The organism is Stenotrophomonas sp. PD6 (genome assembly GCF_049199305.1).
Lineage (GTDB): Bacteria > Pseudomonadota > Gammaproteobacteria > Xanthomonadales > Xanthomonadaceae > Stenotrophomonas.
In genome coordinates, this window is sequence record NZ_JBLZQD010000009.1 from 125,730 (window position 1) to 152,282 (window position 26,553).

Annotated in this window: 20 protein-coding genes; 12 read left to right on the forward strand and 8 right to left on the reverse strand. The window is 66.6% G+C overall.

Annotated elements, in window-relative coordinates; all coding sequences use genetic code 11:
- Positions 1-55: 55 nt before the first annotated feature.
- Genes ACOZHM_RS13860 through ACOZHM_RS13870 form a run of 3 tightly spaced genes read left to right on the forward strand, consistent with a single transcriptional unit; the run spans position 56 to position 2,907 of the window.
- The gene (locus ACOZHM_RS13860; protein WP_421569901.1) at positions 56-757 is read left to right on the forward strand and encodes a C39 family peptidase; all 702 of its coding nucleotides are present in this window, start codon (positions 56-58) and stop codon (positions 755-757) included.
- A gap of 8 nt (positions 758-765) precedes the next feature.
- Positions 766-1,551 (forward strand): hypothetical protein, encoded by a 786-nt coding sequence (locus ACOZHM_RS13865; protein WP_421569902.1) that lies wholly within the window; start codon positions 766-768, stop codon positions 1,549-1,551.
- Between the two features lie 45 nt (positions 1,552-1,596).
- Positions 1,597-2,907 carry a transporter gene (locus tag ACOZHM_RS13870; RefSeq protein ID WP_421569903.1) on the forward strand — a complete coding sequence of 437 codons (1,311 nt, stop codon included), beginning with the start codon at positions 1,597-1,599 and terminating at the stop codon, positions 2,905-2,907.
- Between the two features lie 417 nt (positions 2,908-3,324).
- Here the strand turns inward: ACOZHM_RS13870 and ACOZHM_RS13875 are convergent, their stop codons facing one another.
- From ACOZHM_RS13875 to ACOZHM_RS13885, 3 genes are all read right to left on the reverse strand, one after another.
- Complete coding sequence (locus tag ACOZHM_RS13875; RefSeq protein ID WP_421569904.1) at positions 3,325-4,659, reverse strand: sigma-54 interaction domain-containing protein; 1,335 nt, start codon at positions 4,657-4,659, stop codon at positions 3,325-3,327.
- Between the two features lie 243 nt (positions 4,660-4,902).
- Positions 4,903-5,667, reverse strand: a complete 765-nt coding sequence (locus tag ACOZHM_RS13880; RefSeq protein ID WP_421569924.1) for a C40 family peptidase — start codon at positions 5,665-5,667, stop codon at positions 4,903-4,905.
- A 146-nt stretch (positions 5,668-5,813) separates the two neighbouring features.
- On the reverse strand, positions 5,814-6,347 hold the full coding sequence (locus tag ACOZHM_RS13885) for a C40 family peptidase (RefSeq protein WP_421569905.1): 534 nt from the start codon (positions 6,345-6,347) through the stop codon (positions 5,814-5,816).
- Between the two features lie 116 nt (positions 6,348-6,463).
- Here ACOZHM_RS13885 and ACOZHM_RS13890 point away from each other — a divergent pair, with 116 nt between their 5' ends.
- From ACOZHM_RS13890 to gorA, 3 genes are all read left to right on the forward strand, one after another.
- A complete protein-coding gene (locus tag ACOZHM_RS13890; RefSeq protein ID WP_421569906.1) occupies positions 6,464-6,943 on the forward strand; it encodes an FKBP-type peptidyl-prolyl cis-trans isomerase in 480 nt (159 codons plus the stop codon).
- Between the two features lie 98 nt (positions 6,944-7,041).
- Positions 7,042-8,289 (forward strand): DUF418 domain-containing protein, encoded by a 1,248-nt coding sequence (locus ACOZHM_RS13895; RefSeq protein ID WP_421569925.1) that lies wholly within the window; start codon positions 7,042-7,044, stop codon positions 8,287-8,289.
- Positions 8,290-8,346: 57 nt separating this feature from the next.
- Entirely contained in the window at positions 8,347-9,702 is a 1,356-nt protein-coding gene (gene gorA / locus ACOZHM_RS13900; RefSeq protein ID WP_421569907.1) for a glutathione-disulfide reductase, read from the forward strand.
- A 206-nt stretch (positions 9,703-9,908) separates the two neighbouring features.
- On the opposite strand, the gene ACOZHM_RS13905 is transcribed toward gorA, so the two are convergent.
- Positions 9,909-10,049, reverse strand: a complete 141-nt coding sequence (locus ACOZHM_RS13905) for a hypothetical protein (protein ID WP_421569908.1) — start codon at positions 10,047-10,049, stop codon at positions 9,909-9,911.
- A 72-nt stretch (positions 10,050-10,121) separates the two neighbouring features.
- On the opposite strand from ACOZHM_RS13905, the gene ACOZHM_RS13910 reads away from it, so the two are divergent.
- Genes ACOZHM_RS13910 through ACOZHM_RS13925 form a run of 4 tightly spaced genes read left to right on the forward strand, consistent with a single transcriptional unit; the run spans position 10,122 to position 13,827 of the window.
- Positions 10,122-11,033, forward strand: a complete 912-nt coding sequence (locus ACOZHM_RS13910) for a DMT family transporter (protein ID WP_421569909.1) — start codon at positions 10,122-10,124, stop codon at positions 11,031-11,033.
- On the forward strand, positions 10,940-11,407 hold the full coding sequence (locus ACOZHM_RS13915; protein WP_421569910.1) for an MGMT family protein: 468 nt from the start codon (positions 10,940-10,942) through the stop codon (positions 11,405-11,407). Before ACOZHM_RS13910 ends, ACOZHM_RS13915 begins: the two co-directional genes overlap by 94 nt.
- Before the next feature lie 55 nt (positions 11,408-11,462).
- Complete coding sequence (locus tag ACOZHM_RS13920) at positions 11,463-12,134, forward strand: rhomboid family intramembrane serine protease (RefSeq protein ID WP_421569911.1); 672 nt, start codon at positions 11,463-11,465, stop codon at positions 12,132-12,134.
- Positions 12,135-12,168: 34 nt separating this feature from the next.
- Entirely contained in the window at positions 12,169-13,827 is a 1,659-nt protein-coding gene (locus ACOZHM_RS13925; protein ID WP_421569912.1) for a DUF4166 domain-containing protein, read from the forward strand.
- A 126-nt stretch (positions 13,828-13,953) separates the two neighbouring features.
- On the opposite strand, the gene ACOZHM_RS13930 is transcribed toward ACOZHM_RS13925, so the two are convergent.
- Both ACOZHM_RS13930 and ACOZHM_RS13935 read right to left on the reverse strand, forming a co-directional pair.
- On the reverse strand, positions 13,954-15,963 hold the full coding sequence (locus tag ACOZHM_RS13930) for a M13 family metallopeptidase (protein ID WP_421569913.1): 2,010 nt from the start codon (positions 15,961-15,963) through the stop codon (positions 13,954-13,956).
- 133 nt (positions 15,964-16,096) lie between these two features.
- Positions 16,097-18,211: a M13 family metallopeptidase gene (locus ACOZHM_RS13935; protein ID WP_421569926.1), complete on the reverse strand. Its 2,115-nt coding sequence runs from the start codon at positions 18,209-18,211 to the stop codon at positions 16,097-16,099.
- A gap of 219 nt (positions 18,212-18,430) precedes the next feature.
- On the opposite strand from ACOZHM_RS13935, the gene ACOZHM_RS13940 reads away from it, so the two are divergent.
- Positions 18,431-20,026, forward strand: a complete 1,596-nt coding sequence (locus ACOZHM_RS13940; protein ID WP_421569914.1) for a phytoene desaturase family protein — start codon at positions 18,431-18,433, stop codon at positions 20,024-20,026.
- Positions 20,027-20,089: 63 nt separating this feature from the next.
- Here the strand turns inward: ACOZHM_RS13940 and ACOZHM_RS13945 are convergent, their stop codons facing one another.
- Both ACOZHM_RS13945 and ACOZHM_RS13950 read right to left on the reverse strand, forming a co-directional pair.
- Positions 20,090-22,123: an alpha/beta hydrolase family protein gene (locus tag ACOZHM_RS13945; protein ID WP_421569915.1), complete on the reverse strand. Its 2,034-nt coding sequence runs from the start codon at positions 22,121-22,123 to the stop codon at positions 20,090-20,092.
- Positions 22,124-22,218: 95 nt separating this feature from the next.
- Complete coding sequence (locus ACOZHM_RS13950; RefSeq protein ID WP_421569916.1) at positions 22,219-25,161, reverse strand: TonB-dependent receptor plug domain-containing protein; 2,943 nt, start codon at positions 25,159-25,161, stop codon at positions 22,219-22,221.
- Between the two features lie 480 nt (positions 25,162-25,641).
- On the opposite strand from ACOZHM_RS13950, the gene apbC reads away from it, so the two are divergent.
- Positions 25,642-26,517 (forward strand): iron-sulfur cluster carrier protein ApbC, encoded by an 876-nt coding sequence (gene apbC, locus ACOZHM_RS13955; RefSeq protein WP_421569917.1) that lies wholly within the window; start codon positions 25,642-25,644, stop codon positions 26,515-26,517.
- Positions 26,518-26,553: the final 36 nt, after the last annotated feature.

A 26,553-nucleotide genomic window follows, 5' to 3' on the forward strand; every position in this document is an offset into this window, starting at 1 on the left:
GTTCCATCCTCCCCCTTTGGGGCAGGGGCTCCTTCCTTCTTCCGGAGCCATGCCGATGTGGTCGACCCGAGCCGTATGCTGCGCGTTGTCGCTGTTGATGCTGCCGGTGGGCGCTTCGCGCGCCGGTGACGTCCCCTTCAGCGGCGTGCTGCCCAACGGTGCGGTGTTTACCCAACGCGTGGAGAGCATGCAGGAACGCCGCTTCCGCAACGTGGTGCGGCAGAAGACCGACTACAGCTGCGGTGCGGCCGCCCTGGCCACGATCCTGCGTTATGCCTACCACCTGGACGCCGACGAGGGCACGGTCATCGAAGGCATGATGGGGGTCTCCGACCCGCAACTGGTCCACCAGCGGGGCTTCTCGCTGCTGGACATCAAGCGTTACGTGGAATCCCTGGGCATGCGCGGGCGCGGTTACCGCGTCAACGAAGAGCGCCTGCGCTCGCTGCGCGTGCCCGGACTGGTGTTGATGGATGTGCGGGGCTTCCGCCATTTCGTGGTCCTCAAGCAGGTCCGCGATGACGTGGTGGATGTGGCCGACCCGATCCTGGGCAACCGCAGCCTGCCCATCAATGAATTTCTCGAGGCATGGCCGTCGCGCGCCGTGTTCGTCGTGGTCGGTAGCGACTTCGATCGCAACACCGTGTTGCTGCAGCCTGGCGAACGACCCAGTGCGCGTTCGCTGTATGCACGGCAGGGACCGATCACCGACGCGGAACTGGTGGATTTCGGTTTCACCCATGCCGATCTGTTCTAGGAGGCACCATGAATATCGCAATCTGGACGCACAGTGCCCTGCTGCTTGCCCTGCTGGGAATCGCCCCGGCGCAGGCCGCCGATGCACCGAAAGCACAGGAACAGGGACGACCCGGCAAGGGGTTGAGTGAGATCCCCGATCCGGAACTGAACCTCATGCGCGGCCGCTACACCGTCAACGGCAATGCCGTGGCCTGGTTCGGCGTCACCATGATTTCCCAGTGGCAGGCCGGCAACCAGTCGGCGCAGAGTGCACTGACGCTCGGCATGGACTTCAGCCACAACGCCACCACGCCCAAGGTCAGCTTCACGCCCAGCGTGACCGTGACCGCCCCCGATGCACCGCTGCCGGTCACACCCGGGCGCAGCGTCGACTCCAGCGGCCTGCAGAACGTGGCGGGCCTGACCCAGAGCGTGCAGGTAGCCGGCGACAACAACGTGGCCAGCAATGCCACCCAGTTGAACGTCCGCGAGGGCAGCGCGCCGACCACCACCACCGAACAGAGCGCACCGCAGGCCGCCGCGCAGCAGGGCGGTGTAAGTGCCGTGGCGCAGCGTGACGGCAACAGCGCCAGCGTGCAGCTGCAGATCCAGGGCGTGGGTGCGGTCCAGCAGTGGATCCGCAACGGCAGCGTCGGCCAGAGCATCGCGATCGCCAGCGACGGCCAGTCCGTCAGCAACCGCATGCAGATCGATCTCGTCCGCCAGACCCTGGCCAGCAGTGGCTCGCTGAACCAGAACGTGGCCCAGGCGATGTCGATGGTCCGCGGCGTTGGCAGGGGGCCCGGCCAGTAAGTCAGGCCGGGCAGGGGGAATGACAACACACCGTGGGGCAAGGCAATGCACACCTCGATACGCATGACACCGCTTGCGCTGGCGGCGCTGGCACTGATGGTTTCCACCGCGGCGCGCGCGCAGAGCGCGCCGGGGACGGCGCAGGACGACGCCGACGTCAAGGCACTGATCCAGCAGCTTGAGCTGCTCAAGTCCAACTACGCCCAGGAAGTGCGCCGCCTGCGCGAACTGGACATGCAGGTGCAGGCCATGCAGGCCCGCCTCAACGGCAAGACCGCCCCCATCGCCGGCGCCGCAGCCCCCGTACCGCTGCCACCCACCAGCGCGGCCGCACCACCCACCGGCGACGGTTACGCCAGCAGCGCCGCCGAAGCGCAGGAGGCCAAGCAGGCATCACGGCGCAGCGTCGACGACGTCAAGCAGCAGACCTCGACACTGTTCACGCGGCGCTTCACCCTCGAAAACAGCCTTACCTACGCGCGCTACGACCGCAAGCAGCTCACCCTCAACGGCTTCCTGGCGCTGGACGCGATCTTCCTTGGCAACATCGCCATCGAGAACGTCGAGTCCGACACCCTGACCTACAACCTGGCCGCCCGCTGGGGGCTCACCCCGCGCCTGGCACTGAACCTGGACGTGCCGTACCTGGCCCGCAAGACCGTCTTCCAGAAGGGCGGCGCCGGCGGTTCCGCCGCCGCCATCGCGCAGGAAGAAACCACCGGCAACGGCATCGGCGACGTCAGCCTCAGTGCCAACTACAAACTGTTCTCCGAACATGGCCGCTGGCCGGAAACCGTCCTGACCGTCGGCGCCACCGCGCCCACCGGCCGCGAGCCCTACGGCCTCAGCTGGAAAGTGCTTGAGCGCGACGACGACGACTTCATCCGCTTCGCCGTTCCCGAACAACAGCCCACCGGCAACGGCGTCTGGCAGGCCAACGTCGGCCTGTCGGCGGTCAAGACCGCCGACCCGGCTATCCTCTTCGCCAACCTTGGCTACATCCATTCCTTCGAGAACAGCTTCGACGACCTTGACGCCAACCCCGATACCGTCAACCCGGGTGACGTGAAGCTGGGTGGTTCCTATTACTTCGGCGCCGGCGTGGCCTTCGCCTTCAACGAACGCACCAGCCTGAGCATCTCCTTCAGCGACAAGCTCAGCGCGCGCGCCTCCACCCGCTTCAAGGGCGGCCAATGGGTCAAGATCGTCGGCAGCGATGCCAACGCCGCCACGCTCAACCTCGGCATCACTTACGCGCTCAACCAGAACACCACGATAGTGAGCCTGCTGGGCATCGGCCTGACGCCGGACTCGCCGGACTTCACGCTGGCATTCAAAGTTCCGTACATTCTTTGAGCGCGCGCGCTCAAAGAATGTCCACGCATTCCACCTAAACCCTGCGCCGTTGGCGCGCACCTCCCGTTCCGGGAGGTCCACGCATTCCTCCTAAACCCCGCGCCTGTCGGCGCACCCCCTTGAACATCAAGGGGGCTCTTGGGCGGATGCATTTTGGGATTGCGCTGGTTAAGTTATCTCGCGTTTTTGCGAGGCAGCCACGCATGGCGTGGCTCTACGAGCGTGCCGTGTTTGCCATGGCCACCGGCCAACTGTCAAAGGGTCGGCGGGGGTGGGTTGGCGGGGCCGTAGAGCGCCATGGATGGCGTGAACGAGCTTACATGGATGTACTTGCAGCGTGTCCCGCCAACCCGCCGCCGCCGGCCCAAGCCAGAAAGACTCGCAGACCAAGGCATTTGACGTTGGCAGCAACGCCCGTCAACGCAACTCGGGTAGGGCGAGCTGGTGTTTGCGGCAGAGGCGGTAGACCGTTACGCGGGAGACCTGCATCGTGCGGGCGCAGGCCGTGATGTTGAATGCGTTCTGGCGCAACGCGCGCAGCAGCGCCTCGCGCTCTGCCGCCTGGCGTGCGTCGTGCAGCAGGCGCTGCGGCATTTCCACCTGCGGCGGCAACAGCTCCAGCTCGGCGACACCGATCAACTCCGCCTCGCTCACGATCGCCGCGCGCTGTACCCGGTTGAGCAGCTCGCGCACATTGCCCGGCCAATTGAAGCCCAGCAGTGCCTGCCGCGCCTCGCTCGTGAAACCGCGCGCGCGCGTCACGTGACGGTTGCGGAAACTGGCCAGGAAATGCTCCGCCAGCAGCACAATGTCGCTGCCGCGGTCGCGCAGTGGCGGCATTGGCAGACGCAGCACATTGAGCCGGTAGAACAGATCGCGACGGAACTGCCCGCGCTCCACCGCCTGCTCCAGATCCACATGCGTGGCCGCAACCACTCGCACGTCCACCGATTGCGGATGGTTGCTGCCGACCCGCTCGATCGTTCCCTCCTGCAGCACCCGTAGCAGATTCGTCTGCGCGTCCAGGGGCAGGTCGCCGATCTCGTCCAGGAACACCGTCCCGCCGCTGGCCGTCTCGAACAACCCCAGCCGCCGCGTCGCCGCGCCCGTGAAGGCCCCGCGCTCGTGGCCGAACAGTTCCGATTGCACCAGCGCCGCAGGAATCGCTCCGCAGTTCACCGCCAGGAACGGGCGCGCATGGCGTGGCGACAGCGCATGCAGCGCCTGCGCCGCCAGCTCCTTGCCGGTACCGGTTTCACCCGTGATCAACACCGGCAACTCCACCGGCGCGAACTTGCGCAGTGCCGCCCGGGCGACCTGCAGCACCGCACTGTCCCCGACCAGCGACTGCGCTCCGGACGGTTGCGCCTGCTCGCCATCGGCCAGGCGCAGCAGGTGCTGCACCAGCTGCGCCACCTCCAGCGGCGCGGTATAGGTTTCCACACAGCAGGCCAACAGCGCCTGCAACTGCGCGTCAGGCGCACGCGCGCCGCCCGGCAGGATCGCCAGCAGCCGCATGTGCCGGTGCTGGTCCAGCAGCGCCTGCAGATGATCCAGATTGCCGGGCGCATCGCCACGGAGGTCCAGCAGCCCCACGATCAGGTCGTTGCTGCGCATGCCGATGGCCACGCATTCGTTGCTGGCCACACCGCGCACCTGCCAACCAGCCGCAGCCAATGCGGCACGTTCTGCCGCGTGGGGGTGCCCAAACCAGATTACACACCGGGCCGGGAAATCAGGGACTGCCGCCATGCGTCACCTTCAAAGGAAAGTTCCCGGGCGGTTCTCCTGGTCAGCGTCCCCCGGGCGTGCCGCCCCACGCCGGGATCAACGGCCCCTCCTTCATTGGTCGGGGCGCGCCGGATGCAGGGAATTTCTGCAACGACAGAAACAACAACGCCGACTGCCGCCCCCAGCGGCCACCCGCGACCCCCACAACGCAAAAGGCCGCTGCGGGGGCAGCGGCCTTCAGGCGGGGCGGTGCAACGGCCCGGCTCAGAGCTCGACGCGGCGGGCCTGCATGAACTTGCCGCTCCAGTACCCGCTGACCAGGCTGTCCACGCGGACGTCCTTGCCGGTGCTCGGCGCGTGCAGGAAGCGGCCTTCGCCGACATAGATGCCGACATGGTCCACCCGGCCCTTGCGGCCGAAGAACACCAGGTCGCCGGCAGCCAGGGCATTGCGGTCGTTGATCAGCTGGGCTTCGCCGTCATGCGCCATTTCGCGCGAGACGCGCGGCAGCTCGATGCCCAGGGCGGTACGGAACACATAGCCGACCAGCCCGCTGCAGTCGAAGCCGCTGTCCGGCGAGGTGCCGCCCCAGCGGTACGGCGTGCCCAGCAGGGTCATCGCACGGCGGAGCAGGGACTGCACCTTGCCATTGTCGGCTTCGCCGCCGACCACGGCGCCGGTGGCGCCCGTGCTGGCGTCGTAGTTAGCCAGCAGGCGGCTCAGATCGCCGGCGAACATCGCCGAACGGTCCATCAGGGGAATGGTGTCATTCGACGCCAGGTGCGGAAGCAGGGCGGCGAGGGTGGCGCTGGCAGCGGCATCGGCCTTGCTGCGGGCCGGCGCGTCAGCCTTGGGCTTGACGGCGGCGGGGGTTTCAACCGGGTTCGCGGTGGCAACCGGCGCGGCGTCGTTGACGGCCGTCGGCGCGGTCTGTGCCCAGGCCGGAACGCTGGCGAGGCACAAGGCAACGGCGAGAAAAGCGGGGTGGGCGAAACGCCTGGAAGCGGCGGTCTGGCCTTGGTACGTCAGGTCGGCTGTCGTCACGCGGCGGTCACTGAATAAAAACGATGGGTGATGATGCCGTGTAAGACGTGTGATTAGGTACAAATTTCGTTAATTTTCCGTTTACATGAATGTGATCGGCCTCACATTTTTGACCGTTTCCCCTGTTCATTTCAGTGAAGGACGCGTTTCGCCCCCGTGTAGTGCTGCTTCCAGTAGCTCCCGGCGAGCGAGTCCAGCCGCACCGTTCCGCCGGTGCTGGGGGCGTGCACGAAGCGACCTTCGCCGACGTAGATGCCGACGTGGAAGACGTTGCCGCGGTCGCCGAAAAACACCAGGTCGCCCGGCGCCAGCCGCTGCGGGTCGATCTTCGGGCCCTGCACCGCGGCCAGGTCGCGCGAGGTCCGCGGCAGCTTCAGGTCCAGCATTTCCCGGTAGACATAGGTGACCAGCCCGCTGCAGTCGAAGCCGGACTCGGGCGTGTTGCCGCCGTAACGGTAGGGCGTGCCGACCAGGCCGATGGCCCGCATCAGCACCGCGTTGGCGGCCTGCGGGTCACTGGGCACCACCGTCGGCCAGACCTGGGTCGAGGCCGGTGGGGCACTGGGGCGGGTGGTCTTGCCGCCACCACAGGCGGCCAGCAGGGCCAGGGCGAGCAGGGCGGCGACCCGGGCAACAGAGCGGTTCAAGCGCGGAACTGGCGTCATGTGCGTGATGTCCGGATAATGCGCGGCCTTAGATGGCCGTCATGATGGCGGCGTACCTGGCGGGCGACAACCCGTCCCACCCGTCTGCCCTGGCAGCCTCAGCACAAGAGTTCCGCATGAAGATCGAAAAAGACCGCGTCGTCCGCTTCCACTACACCGTTGCCGAGCAGGGCCAGGAGCCGATCGAGAGCTCGAAGGACCGTGATCCGCTGGCGATCCTGATCGGCCACGGCAACATCATCCCGGGCCTGGAAAACGCCATGATCGACCAGGAAGCCGGCGCCACCTTCGAGGTGGACGTCAAGGCGGCCGACGCCTACGGCGAGCGCAAGGAAGGCCTGACCCAGCGCGTGCCGAAGAAGCACTTCGGCAACGAGAAGCTGGTGCCGGGTTCGCAGGTGGTGCTGCAGACCAACTTCGGCCCGCGCGCCGTGACGGTCGAGAAGGTTGGCCTGACCGTGGTCGACGTGGACCTCAACCACCCGATGGCCGGCAAGGACCTGCACTTCTCGGTGGAGATCGTGGACGTGCGCGAAGCGTCGGCCGAAGAACTGGAACACGGCCACGTCCACGGCGACGGCGGCCACCAGCACTAAGTACCGCTTCGTCCGTGTGATGCAACGGCCCGCTTCGGCGGGCCGTTGTGCATTCGGCTCCCCGCACTGCCGGGCGCGCACTCCGGCGCGACGGCATACTGTCCGGCCTGGTCCATGAGTCGCCCGTGAAGTCTGCCCATTCCCCCCTCCAGCCGGTAGCGGTCAGCGATCGCATCGATGTCATCGACATCCTGCGCGGCGTCGCGCTGCTGGGCATCCTGTTGATGAACATGGAGGCGCTGAGCGGGCCGCTGGACCTGGCCTTCACCGGCATCGACCCGCACTGGCAGGGGCTGGACTACTGGGCCGATGCGCTGGTCTACGTGCTGGTGCAGGGCAAGTTCTTCACCCTGTTCTCGCTGCTGTTCGGTGCGGGCTTCGCGATCATGGCGCAGCGTGCCGAAGCGGCGCGACGCGATTTCACTTCGTTCTATCTGCGCCGCAGCGCGGGCCTGCTGTTGATCGGCCTGTGCCATGCGCTGCTGGTCTGGTCCGGCGACATCCTGGTGATCTATGCACTGGTGTCGCTGCCGCTGCTGGCCTGCCGCGAGGCACCGCAGCGCTGGTTGCCGGCGATGGGGGTGGCCACCTACCTGTGCGCGGCGCTGCTGATGCTGCTGATGGGCGCGCTGCTGGGGCTGTCGGCGCAGGTCGATGGCAACAATGACACCGCCTTGCGCTCCGCCATCGCGCAGGGCCAGCAGACCATCGAACTGCAGCGCCAGGTGTATGGGCATGGCAGCTTCGCCCAGGCGGTGGCGCAGCGGGTGAGCGACCTGGGCACGTCGCTGTCCGGCGCGTTGATCGTCGGCCCGGAAGTGCTGGGCATGTTCCTGCTCGGCAGCTGGTTCGCGCGCAGCGGCGCGCTGGCCGACCCGGCCCGTTTCGAGCACCTGTACCGGCGGCTGCGCTGGATCGCGCTGCCCTGTGGCTTGGTGCTGATGCTGGCCAGCGCCGCTTGGGTGCCGTACCTGGCGCCGGGCACGTTCACCGCCAGCACCGGCGCGGCGTATGCGCTGTCGTCGGTGGCAAGCCTGCTGATGTGCCTGGGTTACCTGGCCTGGATCGTGCGGTGGCGGGATCACCTGCGCGGGTTGGCACCGATGGGCCGGATGGCCCTCACCCAATACATCCTGCAGTCGCTGGTGGGCACCTGGCTGTTCTACGGCTACGGGCTGGGCGCATTCGAGACCATGCCACGTGCCTGGCAGATTCCCTTCGCGGTGCTGCTGTTCGCCGTGCAGGTGCTGCTCAGCCACGTGTGGCTGCGCTACTTCCGGTTCGGTCCGCTGGAATGGATCTGGCGCGCGATGACCTATGGCCAATGGCCGCCGCTGCGGCGCTGAAGAATTCCTGCTGCTCCTCACGTCTGGCGCGCAGCCGGACATGGCATGCTGGCGCCCATGACAACGCAATACGACTATGACCTGATCGTTCTCGGGGGTGGCTCCGGTGGACTGGCGGCGGCGTTCCGTGCCGCCCAACACGGCCAGCGCGTGGCGATGCTGGAACCGGGGGAACTCGGCGGTACCTGCGTCAACGTGGGCTGTGTGCCGAAGAAGGCGATGTGGCTGGCCGCCGATCTCTCCGGAAAAATCGGCCTGGCCGCCGCCATGGGCTTCGACGTGCCGGTGCGGCCGGCGCTGGACTGGAAGGAACTGGTGGTGCATCGCCAGGCCTATATCGCCAACATCCACGCCAGTTACCTCAAGCGCCTGGACGAGAACAAGGTGGTGCGGGTGCCGCGCAAGGGGCGCCTGGTGGATGCGCATACGGTGGCCTGCAGCGATGGCGTGCACCTTACCGCCGCGCACATCCTGATCGCGACCGGCGCGCACCCGCAGCGCCCGGATATTCCGGGGGCGGAACTGGGGTCGGTCTCGGACGATTTCTTCAATCTGTGTGGCGCCCCGGCGCGTGTGGCCATCGTCGGCGGTGGCTACATCGCCGTGGAGCTCGCCGGCCTGCTGCAGGCGCTGGGCAGCCGGGTGACGCTGCTGGTGCGCGGCGAGCGCCTGCTGGAACGCTTCGACGCGGAACTGACCGCACAGCTGGCCGAAAACCTGCGCCACCAGGGGGTGCAGCTGCATTTCAACTATCGGTTGCGCGAACTGCGTCGCGACGGCGAAGACCTCATCGCCTACGGGCATGATGGCCCGTCCGAGCCGCGTTTTGACCAGGTGTTCTTCGCGACCGGCCGGCGCGGCAACAGCGGTGGCCTCGGCCTGGAGGCGCTGGGGATTGTCGTTGGTGAAAAGGGCGACTTAGAGGTCGATGCGTGGCAGACCACGGCCGTGCCCAGCGTGCATGCGGTGGGCGACATCGCCGGCAAGGTCGGCCTGACCCCGGTGGCGATCGCCGCGGCGCGCAAGCTGATGGACCGCCTGTTCGGCGGCCAGCCGCAGGCGAAGATGGATTACGAGAACGTGGCCAGCGTCGTGTTCTCGCACCCGGCGCTGGGCGCGGTGGGGTTGAGCGAGGAAGAGGCCCGCGCCCGCCACGGCGACGTGCGCGTCTACCGCAGCAACTTCCGCCCGATGCTGCAGGCATTGGCCGACGGCACCCAGCGCAGCCTGTTCAAGCTGGTCTGCGTGGGCGAGGAGGAGCGGGTAGTGGGCGTGCACCTGCTCGGCGAAGCGGCCGACGAGATCCTGCAGGGCTTCGCCGTAGCGGTGAAGATGGGCGCCACCAAGGCCCAGTTCGACGACACCGTGGCCATTCACCCCACTAGCGCAGAAGAGATCGTGTTGATGCGCTAGCGCGCATCAACACAACCGCGCGTTACCCGGCGCCCGTAACAACTCGTAGCGCCTGGCCATGCCTGGCGACCGCGCGAAGCGCGGCACAAACCCAGCAACCGCACCAACAACGCGTACTGATCGCTTACCGCGGCTGACATCCATCCGAAGCCGCGCGTCCGGCGTTCATGATCCCCGACGGATAGGCAGCCACCCATGGGGTGGCTCTACGCGATGAAGCCATCCAAACGATGGCGATGCGCGATGAAGCCATCCAAACGATGGCGATGCGCGATGAAGCCACCCAAACGATGGCGATGCGCGATGAAGCCATCCAAACGATGGCGATGCGCGATGAAGCCATCCAAACGATGGCGATACGCGATTCAGCCACCCAAGCGGTAGCGATACGCGACGGTGCAGATGCGACAATACCCCCGATGTCGCACGCGCTCCCCACCTCGTCCCCACGCCTCGCCGCCTCCGGCGTGCTGCTCGCCGCGATCGGCGCTATTGCCGCCTCCGGCAAGGCGGTGATCGTCAAACTGGCGTACCGCCACGGCGTGGACGCCACCACGCTGCTGGCGCTGCGCATGCTGATGGCGTTCCCATTCTTCGCGATGCTGGCCGTGTGGTCGGCCCGCCGCGCCACGGCGCTGTCCTGGGGCGATCGCGGGCGGGTGCTGTGGCTGGGTTTCACCGGTTACTACCTGTCCAGCCTGCTGGATTTCCAGGGGTTGCAGTACATCAGCGTGACCCTGGAGCGGTTGATTCTGTACCTCAACCCGACTCTGGTGCTGCTGATCAGCCTGGTGCTGCTGAAGAAACGTCCCGGCCGCTGGCAGCTGGTCGCGCTGGCCCTGAGCTACCTGGGCGTGCTGCTGGCGTTCGGGCATGACCTGCAGCTGGAAGGCGGGCGCATTGTGCTGGGCAGTGCGCTGGTGTTCGCCAGCGCGCTGAGCTACGCGTTGTATCTGTTCGGCAGCGGGCAGGTGGTGGCCAGGATCGGGGCGATCCGCCTCACGGCCTATGCCAGCTGCGTGGCCTGCGTGCTGTGCGTGCTGCACTTCGCGGTGCTGCACCCGTTGCCGGTGTTGTTCCAGCAGCCCAAGCCGGTGTACTGGCTGTCGCTGGTCAACGCCACGGTCTGCACGGTCCTGCCGGTGCTGGCGATCATGCTGGCGGTAAAGCGGATTGGCTCGTCGCTGGCCGCCCAGGTGGGTATGCTCGGCCCTGTGTCCACCATCGTGATGAGTCTATGGCTGCTCGACGAACCCATGGGCCCCGGGCAGATCCTGGGGACGGCGCTGGTGCTGGTCGGGGTGCTGCTGGTCAGCCGCGTCCGCGCGTGAAAGCGCGGGCGGGTGCCGAGCCGGCGGATCCGGCCGACGACCCGGCCGCGCAGGCGCGGGCACGCATCCTGGCGGTGATCCGCGCCATTCCGCGCGGGCAGGTGATGGGCTACGGACAGGTGGCGGCCAAGGCCGGGCTGCCTGGCCGGGCGCGGCTGACGGCGCGCGTGCTGGGCATGAACGACGACCCGGACCTGCCCTGGCACCGGGTGTTGCGCTCGGACGGCCGCATTGCCATGCCGGAAGGCTCCCGTGGCTGGCGCGAGCAGAGCCAGCGGCTGCGTGCCGAAGGGGTGGCGATGGAGCGCGGCCGGGTGAAGCACATGCCGCGCGCCGAAGATGAACTGGATGCTGCGTTGTGGGGGCCGGTCTGAACCACGCCGCGCCGTTGGCGCGGCTATGATGGGCGCGGTTCCAAAGGATGACCCCATGTTTCCGCGCCTGCCCACCGTTACCAAGGCACTGTTGATCGCCAACGTCGTGCTGTTCCTGCTGCAGCAGCCCTTCCTGCTCGGCTACGGCACGTTCGAGCCGTTCATGCTGCAGCCCCTGCGCGGCGGCTTCGACCCGTTCTCGCCGGGCGGCAATTTCCAGCCGTGGCAACTGCTGACGTATGGCTTCCTGCATGGCGGCTTCGGCCATCTGTTCTTCAACATGCTGGCGCTCTTCATGTTCGGTTCGCCGCTGGAACAGACGTGGGGCGAAAAGCGCTTCCTGCTCTATTACCTGGTGTGCGTGGCCGGTGCGGGCCTGTGCCAATTGCTGGTGGGCGCCATGATCGCCGACCCGGCGCCGGTGCTGGGTGCCTCCGGTGGCATCTTCGGCCTGTTGCTGGCCTACGCCATGCTGTTCCCGAACCAGCGGATCATGTTGTTGTTCCCGCCGATCCCGATGAAGGCGCGCACCTTCGTGATCCTGATCGGCATCACCGAGCTGGTGATGGGCGCCACGTCCTGGCAGCCGGGCATCGCCCATTTCGCTCACCTGGGCGGCATGATCTTCGGCTGGCTGCTGATTCGTTATTGGCGCGGCCAGCCGCCGTTCAAGCCGCGCCCGCCGGGTGGGCCGCGTCGGCCCAACCACCTGCGCCGGGTAAAGTAGCGCAAGCGAATTCAGCAGCAGGGATGGCGTGATCTTGAAGATCCTGATTCTGGGCGGTTATGGAGTGTTTGGCGGGCGCCTGGCCCGCTTGCTGGCGGATCTTTCAGGCATTGAACTGCTTATCTGCGGCCGCAACGCGCAGGCTGCACAGGCCTTCTGCGACAGCTACGAGGGCGCGCAGCGGGTGCGCCCGCTTGCGATGGACCGGCGGCAGATCCACACCGCGCTCCAGGCCGAGCGCCCGGGCCTGGTGGTGGATGCCTCCGGGCCGTTCCAGGAGTATGGCGAGCAGCGTTATCAGGTGATTGAAGCCTGCATTGCTGCGGGTGTTTCCTACGTGGACTTCGCCGACGCGGCCGACTTCGTGTTCGGCGTGGCGCAATTCGATGCGCAGGCACGCGCGGCCGACGTGTTCGTGCTCGCCGGCGTCAGCAGTTTCCCGGTGCTCACGGCGGCGGTGCTGCGTGAGATGGCCCGGACCATGCAGATTGTCTCGGTGGAGGGAGGCATCGCGCCGTCGCCGTATGCAGGCATCGGCCTGAACGTGATGCGCGCGGTGGTGGGCTACGCCGGCGCGCCGGTGAAGCTGCAGCGCGGCGGGCGGCCGGGTCACGGCGCAGGCCTGGCCGAGAGCCGGCGCTTCACGATCGCGGTGCCGGGCAAACTGCCCCTGCGCAACCTGCATTTCTCATTGGTGGATGTGCCCGACCTGCAGGTGATTCCGCCCGAGCACCCCACGCTGACCGACATCTGGATGGGCGCCGGCCCGGTGCCGGAAGTGCTGCACCGGGTGCTCAACCTGCTGGCCAAGGCGCGGGCACGGCTGCGGCTGCCATCTCTGGTGCCGTTGTCGCGCCTGTTCTACGCAGTGCTCAACCTGATGAAGTTCGGCGAGCACCGCGGCGGCATGTACGTGCGCGCACAGGGCCTGCGCGACGGCCAGCCCTGCGAACTGAGCTGGCACCTGCTGGCCGAGGGCGACGATGGTCCCTACATTCCCTCGATGGCGATCGAGGCGGTGATCCGCAAGCTGCTCGCCGGCGAGCGACCCGCGCCGGGCGCGCGTGCGGCGACCCACGCGTTGGAGCTGTCCGATTACGAGGCGTTGTTCGAGGGGCGTTCGATCCATACCGGCTTCCGACGCGACGAGGCGGGCGCCCGCCTGTATCGGCAGGTGCTCGGCAGCGCGTTTGCGACGTTGCCGCCGCAGGTGCAGGCCCTGCACCTCGGCACGACGGCGCACCGCTGGAGCGGGGTATCGCAGATCCGTCGCGGCACCGGAGTGCTGGCGCGGATGATCGCGGCGGTGATCGGATTTCCGGCAGCCGGCGCGAATGTACCGGTGACCGTGACGTTCACGCCGGAAAACGGCGGCGAGCGCTGGACGCGCGATTTCGGCGGCCGGCGTTTCTCGTCCTGGCAACGGCGCGGGGCAGGGCGCAACGACGCGCTGCTGATGGAGCGTTTCGGCCTGATCGACGTTGCGCTGGCACTGGTGGTGGAAGGCAATCGCCTGACCCTGGTGCCGCGCCGCTGGTCCTTCCTGGGCATACCACTGCCCAAGGCGCTGCTGCCGAAGGGGACCACGTTCGAGACCGAGGTGGACGGCCGCTTTGTGTTCAATGTGGAGATTGCCGCGCCGGTGGTCGGATTGATCGTCGCGTATCGCGGCTCGTTGCTGCCCGAGGGGTAGAGCCACCCCATGGGTGGCTTCGCGCTGCCGGATGAAGACGCAGCCACCCATGGGGTGGCTCTACGATCAGACAAAAAAAAAGGGGCGCCCAGTAGGCGCCCCTTTTTTATTCCATCACCGTTGGGCTCAGCGCCAGATCTTGATCTGGTCGTTGTCCACACGCTGCATCGGCTGGCCCGGCTTGCAGCTGAAGGTGGCACCGAAGGCCGGCAGGTTGGACAGCGGACCGTTGCTGCGCCACTTGCCCGGCGCCAGCGTGTCCGAGGTCAGCCGCTGGGCGGCTTCGTTCGGCGACAACTGCTGCGGCCACAGGTTGGCCCAGGCGCGGAAGAATGCCTGCTGCGCGGCTGGCTTGGCCGCCGGCTCGGCCGAGGTGTAGGCGGCCCAGGCCAGCTCCACACCGGCCAGGTCGGCCAGGTTCTCTTCGCGGGTGAGTTCGCCGTTGACCTTGGCACCCTTCACGCCCGGGAACTCGTACGCGCTGAACTGCGCCGCGACACGCTTGCCCAGCAGGTTCCATGCAGTCTTGTCGGCCGGCGTCCACCAGCTGCGCAGCGTGCCGTTGGCATCCACCAGCGCGCCCTTGGCGTCGATCGCGCGGTTCAGCTCATGGGCAACCAGCGCGCCGTAGCTGCCGTACTTGTCGGCGGTATCGGCCTTGGCGTTGAACACCGGGCCCTGCAGCACCGCGGCGGTGACGATCAGGCGGTTCTGCGCGATGTCATACGCCAGTGCCGGCTGCTGCGGCAGCACGTCCCAGCGACGGTCGGCGTTGCCCTTGCCGATGCGCTTCATTTCCTCGCGGTGGCGCCAGGTCGAGGCGATCAGCATGTTGCCGCCGAAGCTGCCGCGGCCCATCGGCTGCACGCTGTAGTCCAGATCGCGCAGCGGGGTGCCGATTTCGATCTTCAGCGCGGCCAGCTTGGCCTGCGCCTCGGTCTTGGCTTCCGGGCTCAGCCAGGTGCTGCGCTTGACCGCGTCGATCTGCGTTTCGCGGATCTTGTCGACGATCACCGCCGCCTGGCGGCGGTCGTCGGCCGACAGGTAGCGCGCCGCGTACTCACGGCCCACCATCGGGCCGGCGGCCACGTTCATGGCGTCGAGCACCTGCTCCCAGCGTGCCGGGGCCAGGGTCTCGCCGCGGATCACGCGGCCGCGGAATTCAAACTCCGCATCGCGGTAGGCCTTGGACAGGTAGGGGGCCATCGCATCGCCCACGCGCCAGCGCAGGTAGGCCTTCCACTGGTCGGGCTTGAGCCGGGTGACCATGCCGTCGAGCTGCTTGAACAGCTCCGGGTCGGACAGCGAGACCAGGTCGTCGCTGACGCCCTGCGCCTTCAGGAACGCATCCAGCTGCAGGTTGCGGAAGCGGCTGTTGAGCTCCTTGGTGGAGATCGGCGCGTAGTTGTTGAACGGGTTGTTGATGCCGGCCAGCGACTGCGCGTTGCGTGCCAGCTCGGTTTCCAGCGCGATCACGGCCTGCGACTCGGCGTCCAGATTGGCCGCCGGCGTACCGGTGAGGGCCAGGATCTGCTTGACGTAGGCGCGGTAGCGGGCCATCAGGGCCACGGTATCGGCGTCGGTGCGGGTGTAGAAGGCCGGGTCCGGCAGGCCCATGCCGCCCTGCATGAAGTAGCCGATGTGGCGGTCCAGCGCCTTGAGGTCCACGTCCGGCGCGAAGTTGAAGGCGACCGGGATACCGACCTGGTGCAGCGCGGCGATCGACGCCGGCACATCCTTGGCCTTCTTGATGGCATTGATGCGGGTCAGCAGCGGGGCGATCGGGTTGGAGCCATCGGCTTCCACGGCCGCCTCGTCCAGGCCGCTGGCCCAGAAGTCGCCGAGCAGCTTCTGCACGTTGCCCTGCGGCGCCTTCATCGCGCCATCGAGCAGCTCGCGCTGCTGCAGGCGGGTGCGCTCGGCCAGCTGACCCAGTGCGGTGGTCGCGCCGGTCTGCGGGACCGGGTTGGCCTTCAGCCAGGCCGAATTGTTGGCTTCGTAGAAGTCGCTGCACTGCGCGCTGGCGGCAGGCGCGCGGCCGGCGGCCTTCTTCTTCGGTGCGGCGGACGCATCGGTGACGACCAGGGTGGCAAGGCCGAGGCCGAGGGCAATGGCAAGCGGACGAAGGTTGGGCATGTGGAACAAATCCGGAAGGATTGAAGACCGCGGAACTATAGCAAGACCCGATGAAAACGCGGCATGCAAACAAAACGGCCCGGGGTTTCCCCCGGGCCGTCGGCTTTCACGCATCACGCCAGGGCGCGATGGATTACCAGATCACCACCTGCTTGTCGCCGGCGCGGACCATCGGCGCACCCGGCTTGCACTCGAACGCGGCCGCGAAGCTCGGCAGGTTCGACGGCGCGCCCATGGCACGGAACGCGGCCGGGGCGTGCGGGTCGGTCGCCAGGCGGACCTTGGCGTTTTCCGGGGTGTACTTGGTGCGCCACACGGTGGCCCAGTTGAAGAAGAAGCGCTGGTCGCGGCTGAAGCCGTCGACCTTCGGGTCTTCCTTGCCGGCACTGGCCTTCTGCAGGGCGTCGTAGGCGGTGGCCAGGCCGCCCAGGTCGGCGATGTTCTCGCCCAGGGTCAGCTTGCCGTTGACCGCCTGGTCGCCGACCTTGTAGCCGTCGAACTGGTTCACCAGCTTGCCGGTCAGGCCGCTGAAGTTCTTCTTGTCGCCCGGGGTCCACCAGTCTTCCATGTTGCCGGTCGGCCCGAAGCGGGCACCCTGGTCGTCGTAACCGTGGGTCATTTCATGGCCGATCACCGCACCGATGCCGCCGTAGTTCAGCGCGTCGTCGGCCTTCGGGTCGAAGAACGGCGGCTGCAGGATGGCGGCCGGGAACACGATCTCGTTCTGCAGCGGGTTGTAGTAGGCGTTGACCGTCTGCGGGGTCATGCCCCACTCGGTCTTGTCGACCGGCTTGCCGATCTTGCCCAGCGCGAACTTGTAGTTGAACTCGTTGGCGGCGCGCACGTTGCCGAAGTAGCTGTCGCGGCCGGTGGTCAGCCCGCTCCAGTCACGCCACTTGTCCGGGTAGCCGATCTTCGGGGTGAAGGTTTCCCACTTGGCGATGGCCTTGGCCTTGGTCTCATCGCTCATCCAGCTCAGGCCCTGGATACGCTCCTTGAGCGAGGCGGCCAGGTTCTTCACCAGCTCTTCCATCTTGGCCTTGGCTTCAGGCGAGAAGGCGACCTTGACGTACAGCTGGCCGAAGGCTTCGCCGGCATCGTTTTCGATGGTGCCCAGCACACGCTTCCAGCGCGCCTTCATTTCCTTCTGGCCGTTGAGGGTCTTGCCGTAGAAGTCGTAGTTTTCCTGCACGAACGCGTCGGCCAGGTACGGCGAGGCCGAATCCACGGTGTGGAAACGCAGGTACGAACGCCACACCGACGGGTCGGTATCGGCCAGCGCCTTGCTCACTTCCTGGTGGAAGCTGGGGATGGCCAGCGAGAACTTCTCCGGCGCGGCGATGCCCTGCGCTTCGAAGAACTTGCTCCAGCTGAAGTTCGGGGTCAGCTTGTCGGCGTCGGCCACGGTGACCGGGTTGTAGTACAGCGAGACGTCGCGCGAGAGCTGTTCGCTGGACTTGGAGGCCTTGGCCAGGCGGGTTTCGAACTTGATCACGTCCGCGGCCTGCTTGGTGGCGTCGGCGGCGGCCACGCCGGACAGTTCCAGCACCTTGGCCACGTGGGCCTCGTACGCCTTGAGCTTGTCGGCGTTCTTGGCGTCGGTGTAGTACGTGGTGTCCGGCAGGCCCAGGCCACCCTGGCTGGCGTACGCCATGTTCATGCTGGAGTTCTTGAAGTCCGCTTCCGGACCGAAGCCGAACAGCAGGTTTTCGCCCTTGGCCGCGCTGGTGCGCAGGTAGTTGGCGATGGCGTCCTTGTCCTGCAGGCCGTCGATGGCGGTCAGGTCGGCCTTGATCGGCTCGATGCCCTGCGCGTTGATCTTGGCCTCGTCCATGCCGGTGGCCCAGAAGTCGCCGACGATCTTCTCGATGCCGGTCGGGTTCTTCACCGCCGCGACCTGTTCGGCCAGCTGGTGCTGCACGGCGACCGAGCGCTCGTCCAGGATGGTGAAGGCGCCCCAGCTGGTGCGGTCGCCCGGGATTTCATTGGCGGCCAGCCACTTGCTGTTGACGTAGTCGCCGAACGCGGTGCAGGCGTCCAGGCTCTTGTCCAGGTCGGACGGGTGGAAGGCGTTGTAGGCCGGCAGCTTGGCTTCGTCGAGCTTGAACTCGGTGGCGGCCGGGGCGGCGGCAGTCGGGGTGGCGGTGGAGGCCGCGCTGTCCGTAGCCGGGGTTTCGTTCTTGCCGCAGCCGACCAGCGCGGCCGAAACGGCCAGGGTCAGCAGAACAATCTTGGGAGTGCGAGAGATCACTAGTATGGCCTCCGGGCCGAAGAATCTTTCAGGGTGGGCCCCAACGGGACCGTGGGCCAGACGATACGCCGCTGGCCCGGCCTGCAAGGGTGTCGAAGGTCATGCCCGAAGGCAAGCTGCATCGGCGTTCAGCCGCCATCACGCTGAAGACCGGTTGCGGCAAAGCCGCTCGCCAGCGCGGGACAAGCGCCCCGGTGCCGGTGTATACAACCGGGCATGGGCACTTCAACGACGCGTGCGTGGGATGCGGTCATCATCGGCGGCGGGCACAACGGCCTGGTCTGCGCGGCCTATCTGGCCCGGGCCGGCAAGAGGGTGCTCGTTCTGGAACGCCGTGCGGTCGTCGGTGGCGCCGCGGTCACCGAGGAGTTTCACCCCGGTTTCCGTAACTCGGTGGCTGCCTATACGGTGTCGCTGCTGCAGCCGCGCATCATCCAGGAGCTGGACCTTGCCGGGCATGGGCTGCGCGTGGTGCCACGACGCATCAATAATTTCCTGCCGCTGGACGACGACTACCTGCTGGCCGGCGCCGGGCTGACACGCGCGCAGGTGGCACGCTTCTCCACGCGCGATGCCGAGCGCCTGCCTGTGTTCGAACAACGCCTGGAAGCCTTCGCCGATGTGCTGCGCGAACTGGCACTGCAGGCGCCGCCGAACGTGGGCGAGGGCCACTGGCTGACGCAGCTGCCGGCGCTCTGGCAGGCCGGCCGGCTGGGGCGCCGCCTGCACGGCCTGGCACCGGCGTTGCGCCAGGAGCTGCTGGACCTGTTCACGATCTCCGCCACCGAATATCTCGACCGCTGGTTCGAAAGCGAACCGATCAAGGCGCTGTTCGGCTTCGATGGCATCGTCGGCAACTACGCCAGCCCGGACGCGCCCGGGTCGGCCTACGTGTTGCTGCACCACGCCTTCGGCGAAAGCAACGGTGTGAAGGGCGCCTGGGGCCACGCCATCGGCGGCATGGGCGCGATCACCCAGGCGATGGCACGCGCGGCAACCGCGGCGGGAGCGGAGATACGCACCGACGCCGGGGTGCGCCGGGTGTTGGTGGAACACGGCCACGTGGTAGGCGTGGAAACCCTGCAGGGCGAGGTGATCCGCGCCCATGCGGTAGTGGCCAACGTCAATCCCAAACTGCTCTACGAGCAGTTGCTTGCGCCGGACGAAGTGCCGGCCGCCACGCGCGAACGCATGGCGCACTGGCGTTGTGGCTCCGGCACGTTCCGGATGAACGTGGCGCTGTCGGGGCTGCCTTCTTTTACGGTGTTGCCCGGGGCAGGGGACCACCTCACCGCCGGCATCATCATCGCGCCGACGCTGGCCTATATGGACCGCGCCTACAGCGACGCGCGCGCGTACGGCTGGTCACGCGCGCCGATCGTGGAGATGCTCATTCCAAGCACGTTGGACGATACGCTGGCGCCGCCCGGGCAGCACGTGGCCAGCCTGTTCTGCCAGCATGTGGCCCCGGTGCTGCCCGACGGACGCAGCTGGGACGACCATCGTGAAGAGGTGGCCGACCTGATGATCGCCACGGTGGACCAGCATGCGCCCGGATTCGCCGCGCTGGTGCTGGGCCGGCAGGTGCTCAGCCCGCTCGATCTGGAACGCACGTTCGGGCTGATCGGCGGCGACATCTTCCACGGCGCGCTGAGCCTCAACCAGTTGTTCAGTGCCCGCCCGATGCTGGGCCAGGCCGGCTATCGCGGGGCGTTGCCCGGGCTGTACCTGTGCGGTTCCGGCACGCATCCCGGCGGCGGCGTGACCGGCGCGCCGGGGCACAATGCGGCGCAGGTGATCCTGCGCGGGTAGCACCCCACCGTTGGTGGGGGTGACCTTTCCGGTAGCCCCCGACCGTTGGTCGGGGGGACTTGCTTACAACCCGCCGCCGCCGCAACCCTTGCCCAGGTAGTCGTCGATCAGCTTGAGCTGGTCGCCCATGATCGCGCGGGTCCAGGCCGGGCCGTGTGCGTAATCGGCGATGGCGTGGAACTCGACCGGCTGGCCCGAGTTCTTGGCCTTGGCCGCGAACCACTCGGACTGCTCGATCGGCACGGTGCGGTCGCGGTCGCCGTGGTAGATCATCAGCGGAATCTTCATCTCACCGGCCTTATCCAGCGGGTTCAGGCCGTCCACGGTCTTGGCCTGCGCCTGGCGGAAGAACGGGTTGGTGTAGAACCGCGACCAGATCTTCTTGATGTCCGATACGCCGGCACCGGCAATGGCGCACTTGTACAGGCCATTGGGGCGCACCGAGGCGGCGAACGCGGAGTAGCCACCGTAGGAGAAGCCGAACATGGCGATGTGGCCGGGCTGGGCGACCTTCTGTTCGATCATCCACTTGGCGCCGTCATCCTTGTCGTCCTGCATCTTCTGGCCCCACTCGGCGTCGCCGGCCATCCACAGGCGGCGGCTCCAGTCGGCCGAACCGCGGAACTGCGGGCGCAGCACGGCCATGCAACGCGAGGCCATCAACGGCACCCACATGGAGCCGTCGAAGTCCATGCCGTCGCGGGCCCACGGGCCGCCGTGCGGGTGCACCACTGCCTTCCAGGGGCCGGCACCGCACAGCTCGGTGTTCGGGGTGGTCAGGAAGGCCGGAATGTCCAGGCCGTCGCGGGCCTTGTAATAGACCAGCTTGGTGGTGCCCAGTGCGGCCGGGTCGATCTGCGGGTAGGACTTGGCCAGCAGGGTCAGCTTGCCGTTGTTGAACAGATAGTATTCCGGCGGATTGGCCGGGCCCGACACCGCGACCAGGAAGGTCTTCAGGTCGGCGCTGTAGTCGAGCAGGCGGACCGACTTGCCGGTGTCCAGCTGCGTGGTGGCGCGCTGGCCGGTAGCCGGATCCACCAGGGTGACGTCGCTCGCCGTGATGCCAAGCGCCTGGCGCAGGCCCTGTTCCAGGGCCTTGAAGGTGGGGGCGGTCCACTGGATCTCATTCTCGCGCGGGCCGCTGTAGCCCACGCCGAGCAGCGCCCCGAACGGAACCCCGTCCACGCCCTTGTAGCGGTTCAGCACCACGTTGCCGGCATTGAAGAACTTGTGCTCGAACAGCACTTCCTTCTGCTTGCGCGCGGCGATGTCGTATTCGTAGATGACCGTCTTGTCGCGGCCCACGTTGCTCTGGATGAACGCGATGTTCGGGTCGTCGGCAAAGCCCACCACCTGGGTGATATCGCGGTCCTTCACGTGCGAGCGGAAGTGCTCTTCCCAGGCATTGGTGGCGGGGTTGCGGAATTCGGTGGATACGTAGGCACCCACGCCATCCACGTCCTGACGCAGGCGGGCGCGCAGTTCGCTGTTGAGGTCGGTCAGGTAACCGGCGACCCGTTCTTCGGTCTTCTGGATGCGCTGGGAGGTGAAGCTGCGCAGGTTGACCTTGTACACGTCGCCGGAGTTGCTGCCCACGCCGTTGACCACAAGGATGTGGTCCGGATCATTGGGCAGGGTATCGAGCACAGTCGCGTTCGAAAGCGCCTGTTCCAGCTCCTCGCTGCGGCTCGTGGCGCGCGGTACGCTGATCGGCTCTTTCCACTGCTTGCCTTCGGTATCAGTGATGAAGAACTTGCTGATGAAGGTCTTGTTGACGCGATCCGTACGCAGGTCGTACGGCTGCCACAGCGTGACGGCCAGCAGGCCGTTCTTGATGAAGCGTACGCTCTGGAACTTCATGCGGCCGGCACCGATGGTGCTGGGCGGGGCGTTCAGGTCAGCGGTCTTCCAGACAAGGATCACGCGCTCTTCGCCACGGGCCTGGAGCCCGGCGATCTGCGTGCCATCTGGGGAGACGGAAAGACTGGAGATGGCCGGGAAGGCGGCCAGTTGCTCGATGGTGGGAACGGCCGGCTTGGCGTTGAGGTGCAGCGGCGCAGCCACGGCCAGTGCGGCCAACAGCAGGTAGTGCTTCATGCGACGTCTCACTTGTCCATGCGATGGGAAGGCAGGCGCGCAGCCTGCCGGAAACGCGACCGCCGCCCCGAAGGGCGGCGGCCGGTGGTGCCTGCTTAGAACTTCTTGCTGAGGTTCACGAAGAACGTACGGCCGAAGTAGTCATAGCCACTGTACAGCGGGGCGTTGCCGATGGTGTTGTAGATGCCGGCACCCGGGCTGATGGTCGGCGGCTTCTTGTCGGCGAAGTTGCGAACGCCGGCGGTGGCCTGCCACTTGTCGGCGGTGTACTGCACCGAGAAGTCCTGGGTGATGTAGTTCGGCACCGACAGATCGTAGGCCGAGGTTGCGGGATCTTCCTCGTAGTACGCGTAGCTGGACATGTCGTCCACCCAGTTCAGGCCGTAACGCGCGCGCCATTCCTTGAACTTGTAGGTCAGGTCCAGCTGGCCGGTGAACTTCGGGTTGTTGATCAGGCCGTTGGTGTCCACCAGCGGATCGTCCTGGAAGACCTTGCCGGACTGCTCCAGGAAGCGCGAGACCTGGACATTGGCGCGGAATTCGCCCGGCCCGATGTCACGCACGAAGCGGGTGGTGAAGTCCAGGCCGCGCACCTTGTCGGTGGCCAGGTTGGCGTAGCCGTTCTGCACCGTCAGGGAGTTGTTGGCCGCGCGGCTGATCAGGCGGCAGACGCCGTTGTTGGCGGCGAAGTCGCCGGTGGTGCCGTTGTAGCAGGTGCTCAGGATGTAGCTGGCACCCATCTGGGCCACGCCGTTCTCCACTTCGATGTCGTAGTAATCGACTGCGAAGGAGAGGTCGCCGAATCCGCTGCCAAACTCCGGCTGGAACACCAGGCCGACGGTGAACGCGTCAGACGTTTCCGCCTTCAGGTTCGCACCGACCAGGCCGCCGCCGATCGAATCCACGCGCACCGAGTTGGTGGCGGTGAAGTTGGTCGGCAGGCCTTCAGAGGCGCAGTTGATGTAGCGCGGTGTGGTCGGGTTGCGTGAGCCGTAGTTGTTGCAGGGATCACTCGACGCGGCCAGGAAGCCGCTGGTGGCGCCCAGGAACTGTTCGAACAGCGCCGGAGCGCGGTAGGACGTGCCGTAGGACGCGCGCAGCGACAGCCACTTGACGGGGGTCCACAGGCCACCCAGCTTCCAGGTGGTGTCCGAACCGTAGGACTGGTAGTCGGTGTAGCGCGCCGACGCATTGAAGGTCAGTTCTTCAGCGGCGGTGACGCCCGACAGCAGCGGCAGTTCGATTTCGCCGTAGGCTTCCCACACCGAGTCGCTACCGCGGGTCGGGTCGGAGCTGGTCAGGTTGTACAGGTTGCGGTTGATCGAATCAGCAGCCGGCGTGTCATCGATCTTGGCCTTGCGATACTCGATACCGAACGCACCGGCAGCCGAGCCGCCCGGCAGGTCGAACAGCGGACCGTTGACGTTCAGGTTCGCGGTCGATTCCTGATAGGTGGTGTTGCCGGTCACCTGCGTGTAGACGAAGTTCTTCCACGCCACCGGCAGGTTGCCCGACAGGGTCTGGGCGTTGAGCATCGGAGCGGCGACGCAGCCGTTGGACGGGTCGACGCAGCTGAAGCCGCCGGCGCCGTTGGAGACCACGTTCAGGCTCTGGGCAAGGCGGTTCGTCAGGAAGGTGTTGAAGGTGTAGTCGGCATCGGAGTCAGCGTGGCTGACCATGAAGTCATAGTTCCACTCCGAACCCAGCGAGCCCCGCACGCCTGCGGTGGCACGGAAGAAGTCCACCGTCTGCTTGCTGCGGTCATTGCCGAAGCCGATGAACGTACGTGCAGCGACATTGCGGCCGTTGGAGGTTTCGCTCGGCAGCGCGAACGCCGGCAGGGTGGACAGGTTGCCCAGCAGCGGGTTGCCGACGGAATAGTCGTAGGACAGCTGGCGATAGCCGGTCTGCTCCGACTTGCGCTTGTTGCCCAGGAACTCGTAGTAGAACTCTGCGTCGCCCAGCGCGCCGATGTCCACGCCGCCCTGGAAGAACAGGGTGTGGGTGGTGGCCGGGGAGACCAGCGATTCCTTCAGCAGACCCGGATCGAAGGTGTCGCGGTCGTAGTAGCCCACGCCTTCATAGCCCGGCAGGCGGCCGGTGGTGACGGCCGGGTTCGGGCGCCAGCGGTTGAAGCCATTGAACGTGGCAGTGCCCAGCGTGTTGATGGTGACGCCGCCCGAATCCAGCGTGAAGCACTTGGGCTTGCCGGTGGTCGGGTCGATGTAGTCGCCGCTGCCGAAGTAGTTGCCGACATCCATATCACGCAGGTTGTCGGTCGGGCAGCTGGCCCAGCCGCGGTCGCCCACGGTCATTTCGTTGCGCTGGTAGTGCTCATACGAACCGGAGAAGTGCGAGCGCTCGCCGGTGCTGCCGAAGACGAGCGAGTACCGCGTTTCATCGCCGCCACCGCCTTCGGTCGCGTTGTGCTGGAACTCAACTTCCACGCCGTCAACGTTCTTGCGGGTGATGATGTTCACCACGCCGGCGACTGCGTCGGAGCCGTAGATCGACGATGCGCCGTCCTTCAGGATTTCGATGCGGTCGACCATGGCGTTCGGCAGCACGTTCAGATCGGCCGAGCCGACCGAACCACGCGAACCTGCCGGCGCGACGCGGCGGCCATTGAGCAGGATCAGGGTGCGGGTGGCGCCGAGACCGCGCAGCGACAGGGTGTTGGCACCCGGGCCGCCGTTGGTGACGTAGCCGCCGAACGAGTTGTTGATCTGCGCGCTACCAGCGGTGACGCTGTTGCTCTGCAGGGCGGCGGCGGTCGAGTTGAAGCCGGCCAGCGTGGTTTCTTCGCGGGTCACGACCTGGACTGGCGAGACCGAATTGAACACGTCACGGCTGATGCGCGAGCCGGTGACGGTGACGGTGCTCAGGTCGGTGGCCTTCTTCTTGGCCGCAGCTTCTTCCTTCGTCTCGGAATCGGTGTTGCTGTCCTGTGCGAAGACCGGTGCCGAGGCCGCGAATACCATCGCGGTGGCCAGTGCGAAGCTCAGCGGATTACGGCTGAGCGACTTGCGATTCATCATGTGTGGATCCCCTTGGAACGAACGTTTCGTCAAAACACCGGTGACATGGACCAGCAGGCGTCTCCGTGTGCCCTCGGATCAGGTCTTGGCAGTGACTGCCCCCTGTTCACCAGCTTCACGAGCTGATCACCCGAGGTTAACACGGCCTTAACGATACATGTCAACTGTTCATCAAGAGGTCATAAAGACAAGATAGGCAAAGACGGTCTTTCGTTCTCATTTGTCATGTAAAGCATTGAATTTGAAGGGCATAAAACTAGTTGCAAGGGCAACTTTTATTAAGGGTGCCTTGGCCGTTTTGTGCCGCAGCTCGCGTTTGCGACGCACGCGCCGTTCAGATTCGGGGCATGTTGGCTTGTCGGGACAGTCCTCAGACACGACAGGACATTTCCTACCTGGATCGCTGCGTACTACCGGCGGAGCGCAACCTTGCAGGGGTGGAAAAGAGGGGGCTGTATAGTGGGAGGTCAACCGTTTGGCATGCCCGGAGTCCCCGCAGTGAGCACCAGTCCGTCCCGTCGTCCCCAAGCCAGCAAGGTGCAGAAGGGGCTCACCCCCCATCCGCGCATTCGCAACGTGATCGCGGTCGGTTCAGGCAAGGGCGGGGTAGGCAAGTCCACCACGGCCGTGAATCTGGCCGTCGCGCTGGCCAGGCTGGGCGCGCGGGTAGGGCTGCTGGACGCCGACATCTACGGCCCCAGCGTGCCGATGATGCTGGGCCTGAGCGGTCGCCCGGAAAGCCCGGACAACAAGTCGATCGAACCGCTGCGCGCCTTCGGCGTGGAGACCATGTCGATCGGGTATCTGATCGAAGACGAGACGCCGATGATCTGGCGCGGCCCCATGGCCACCTCGGCCATGACCCAGTTCTTCAACGACACCCTCTGGGATGACCTCGATTACCTGTTGATCGACCTGCCGCCGGGTACCGGCGACATCCAGCTCACCCTGACCCAGAAGATTCCGCTGGCCGGCGCGGTGATCGTCACCACGCCGCAGGATATCGCCACGCTGGACGCGAAGAAGGCGCTGAAAATGTTCGAGAAGGTCGAGGTGCCGGTGCTGGGCATTGTTGAAAACATGGCCGTGCACACCTGCAGCAACTGCGGCCACATCGAGCACCTGTTCGGCGAGGGCGGCGGCGAGCGCATGGCCGCGCAGTACGGCGTGCCGCTGCTGGGCTCGCTGCCGCTGGACATCGGCATCCGCGAGCAGGGCGACGTGGGCACCCCGATTACCGCCGCCGCGCCCGATTCGCCTGCCGCGCAGGCCTATCTGCGCGCGGCCGAGCGGCTGGTGGAGGAAGTGGGCAAGCGGCCGCGCGCCAGCATTCCGATCCTCTCCTCGCTGCTCTGAGTTTAGAATCGCCCATTCCCGCACCCAGGACCCCCC

Excerpts from the sequence above, each read along its gene's own strand:
- ACOZHM_RS13920 (WP_421569911.1), top strand. The coding sequence starts at position 11,463 with ATGTTTCCGCGCCTGCCCACCGTTACCAAGGCACTGTTGATCGCCAAC.
- ACOZHM_RS13870 (WP_421569903.1), top strand. The coding sequence starts at position 1,597 with ATGCACACCTCGATACGCATGACACCGCTTGCGCTGGCGGCGCTGGCA.
- ACOZHM_RS13875 (WP_421569904.1), bottom strand. The coding sequence starts at position 4,659 with ATGGCGGCAGTCCCTGATTTCCCGGCCCGGTGTGTAATCTGGTTTGGG.
- ACOZHM_RS13950 (WP_421569916.1), bottom strand. The coding sequence starts at position 25,161 with ATGATGAATCGCAAGTCGCTCAGCCGTAATCCGCTGAGCTTCGCACTG.
- ACOZHM_RS13930 (WP_421569913.1), bottom strand. The coding sequence starts at position 15,963 with ATGCCCAACCTTCGTCCGCTTGCCATTGCCCTCGGCCTCGGCCTTGCC.
- ACOZHM_RS13940 (WP_421569914.1), top strand. The coding sequence starts at position 18,431 with ATGGGCACTTCAACGACGCGTGCGTGGGATGCGGTCATCATCGGCGGC.
- gorA (WP_421569907.1), top strand. The coding sequence starts at position 8,347 with ATGACAACGCAATACGACTATGACCTGATCGTTCTCGGGGGTGGCTCC.
- apbC (WP_421569917.1), top strand. The coding sequence starts at position 25,642 with ATGCCCGGAGTCCCCGCAGTGAGCACCAGTCCGTCCCGTCGTCCCCAA.
- ACOZHM_RS13910 (WP_421569909.1), top strand. The coding sequence starts at position 10,122 with ATGTCGCACGCGCTCCCCACCTCGTCCCCACGCCTCGCCGCCTCCGGC.
- ACOZHM_RS13885 (WP_421569905.1), bottom strand. The coding sequence starts at position 6,347 with ATGACGCCAGTTCCGCGCTTGAACCGCTCTGTTGCCCGGGTCGCCGCC.
- ACOZHM_RS13915 (WP_421569910.1), top strand. The coding sequence starts at position 10,940 with ATGGCTGCTCGACGAACCCATGGGCCCCGGGCAGATCCTGGGGACGGC.
- ACOZHM_RS13865 (WP_421569902.1), top strand. The coding sequence starts at position 766 with ATGAATATCGCAATCTGGACGCACAGTGCCCTGCTGCTTGCCCTGCTG.
- ACOZHM_RS13860 (WP_421569901.1), top strand. The coding sequence starts at position 56 with ATGTGGTCGACCCGAGCCGTATGCTGCGCGTTGTCGCTGTTGATGCTG.
- ACOZHM_RS13890 (WP_421569906.1), top strand. The coding sequence starts at position 6,464 with ATGAAGATCGAAAAAGACCGCGTCGTCCGCTTCCACTACACCGTTGCC.
- ACOZHM_RS13945 (WP_421569915.1), bottom strand. The coding sequence starts at position 22,123 with ATGAAGCACTACCTGCTGTTGGCCGCACTGGCCGTGGCTGCGCCGCTG.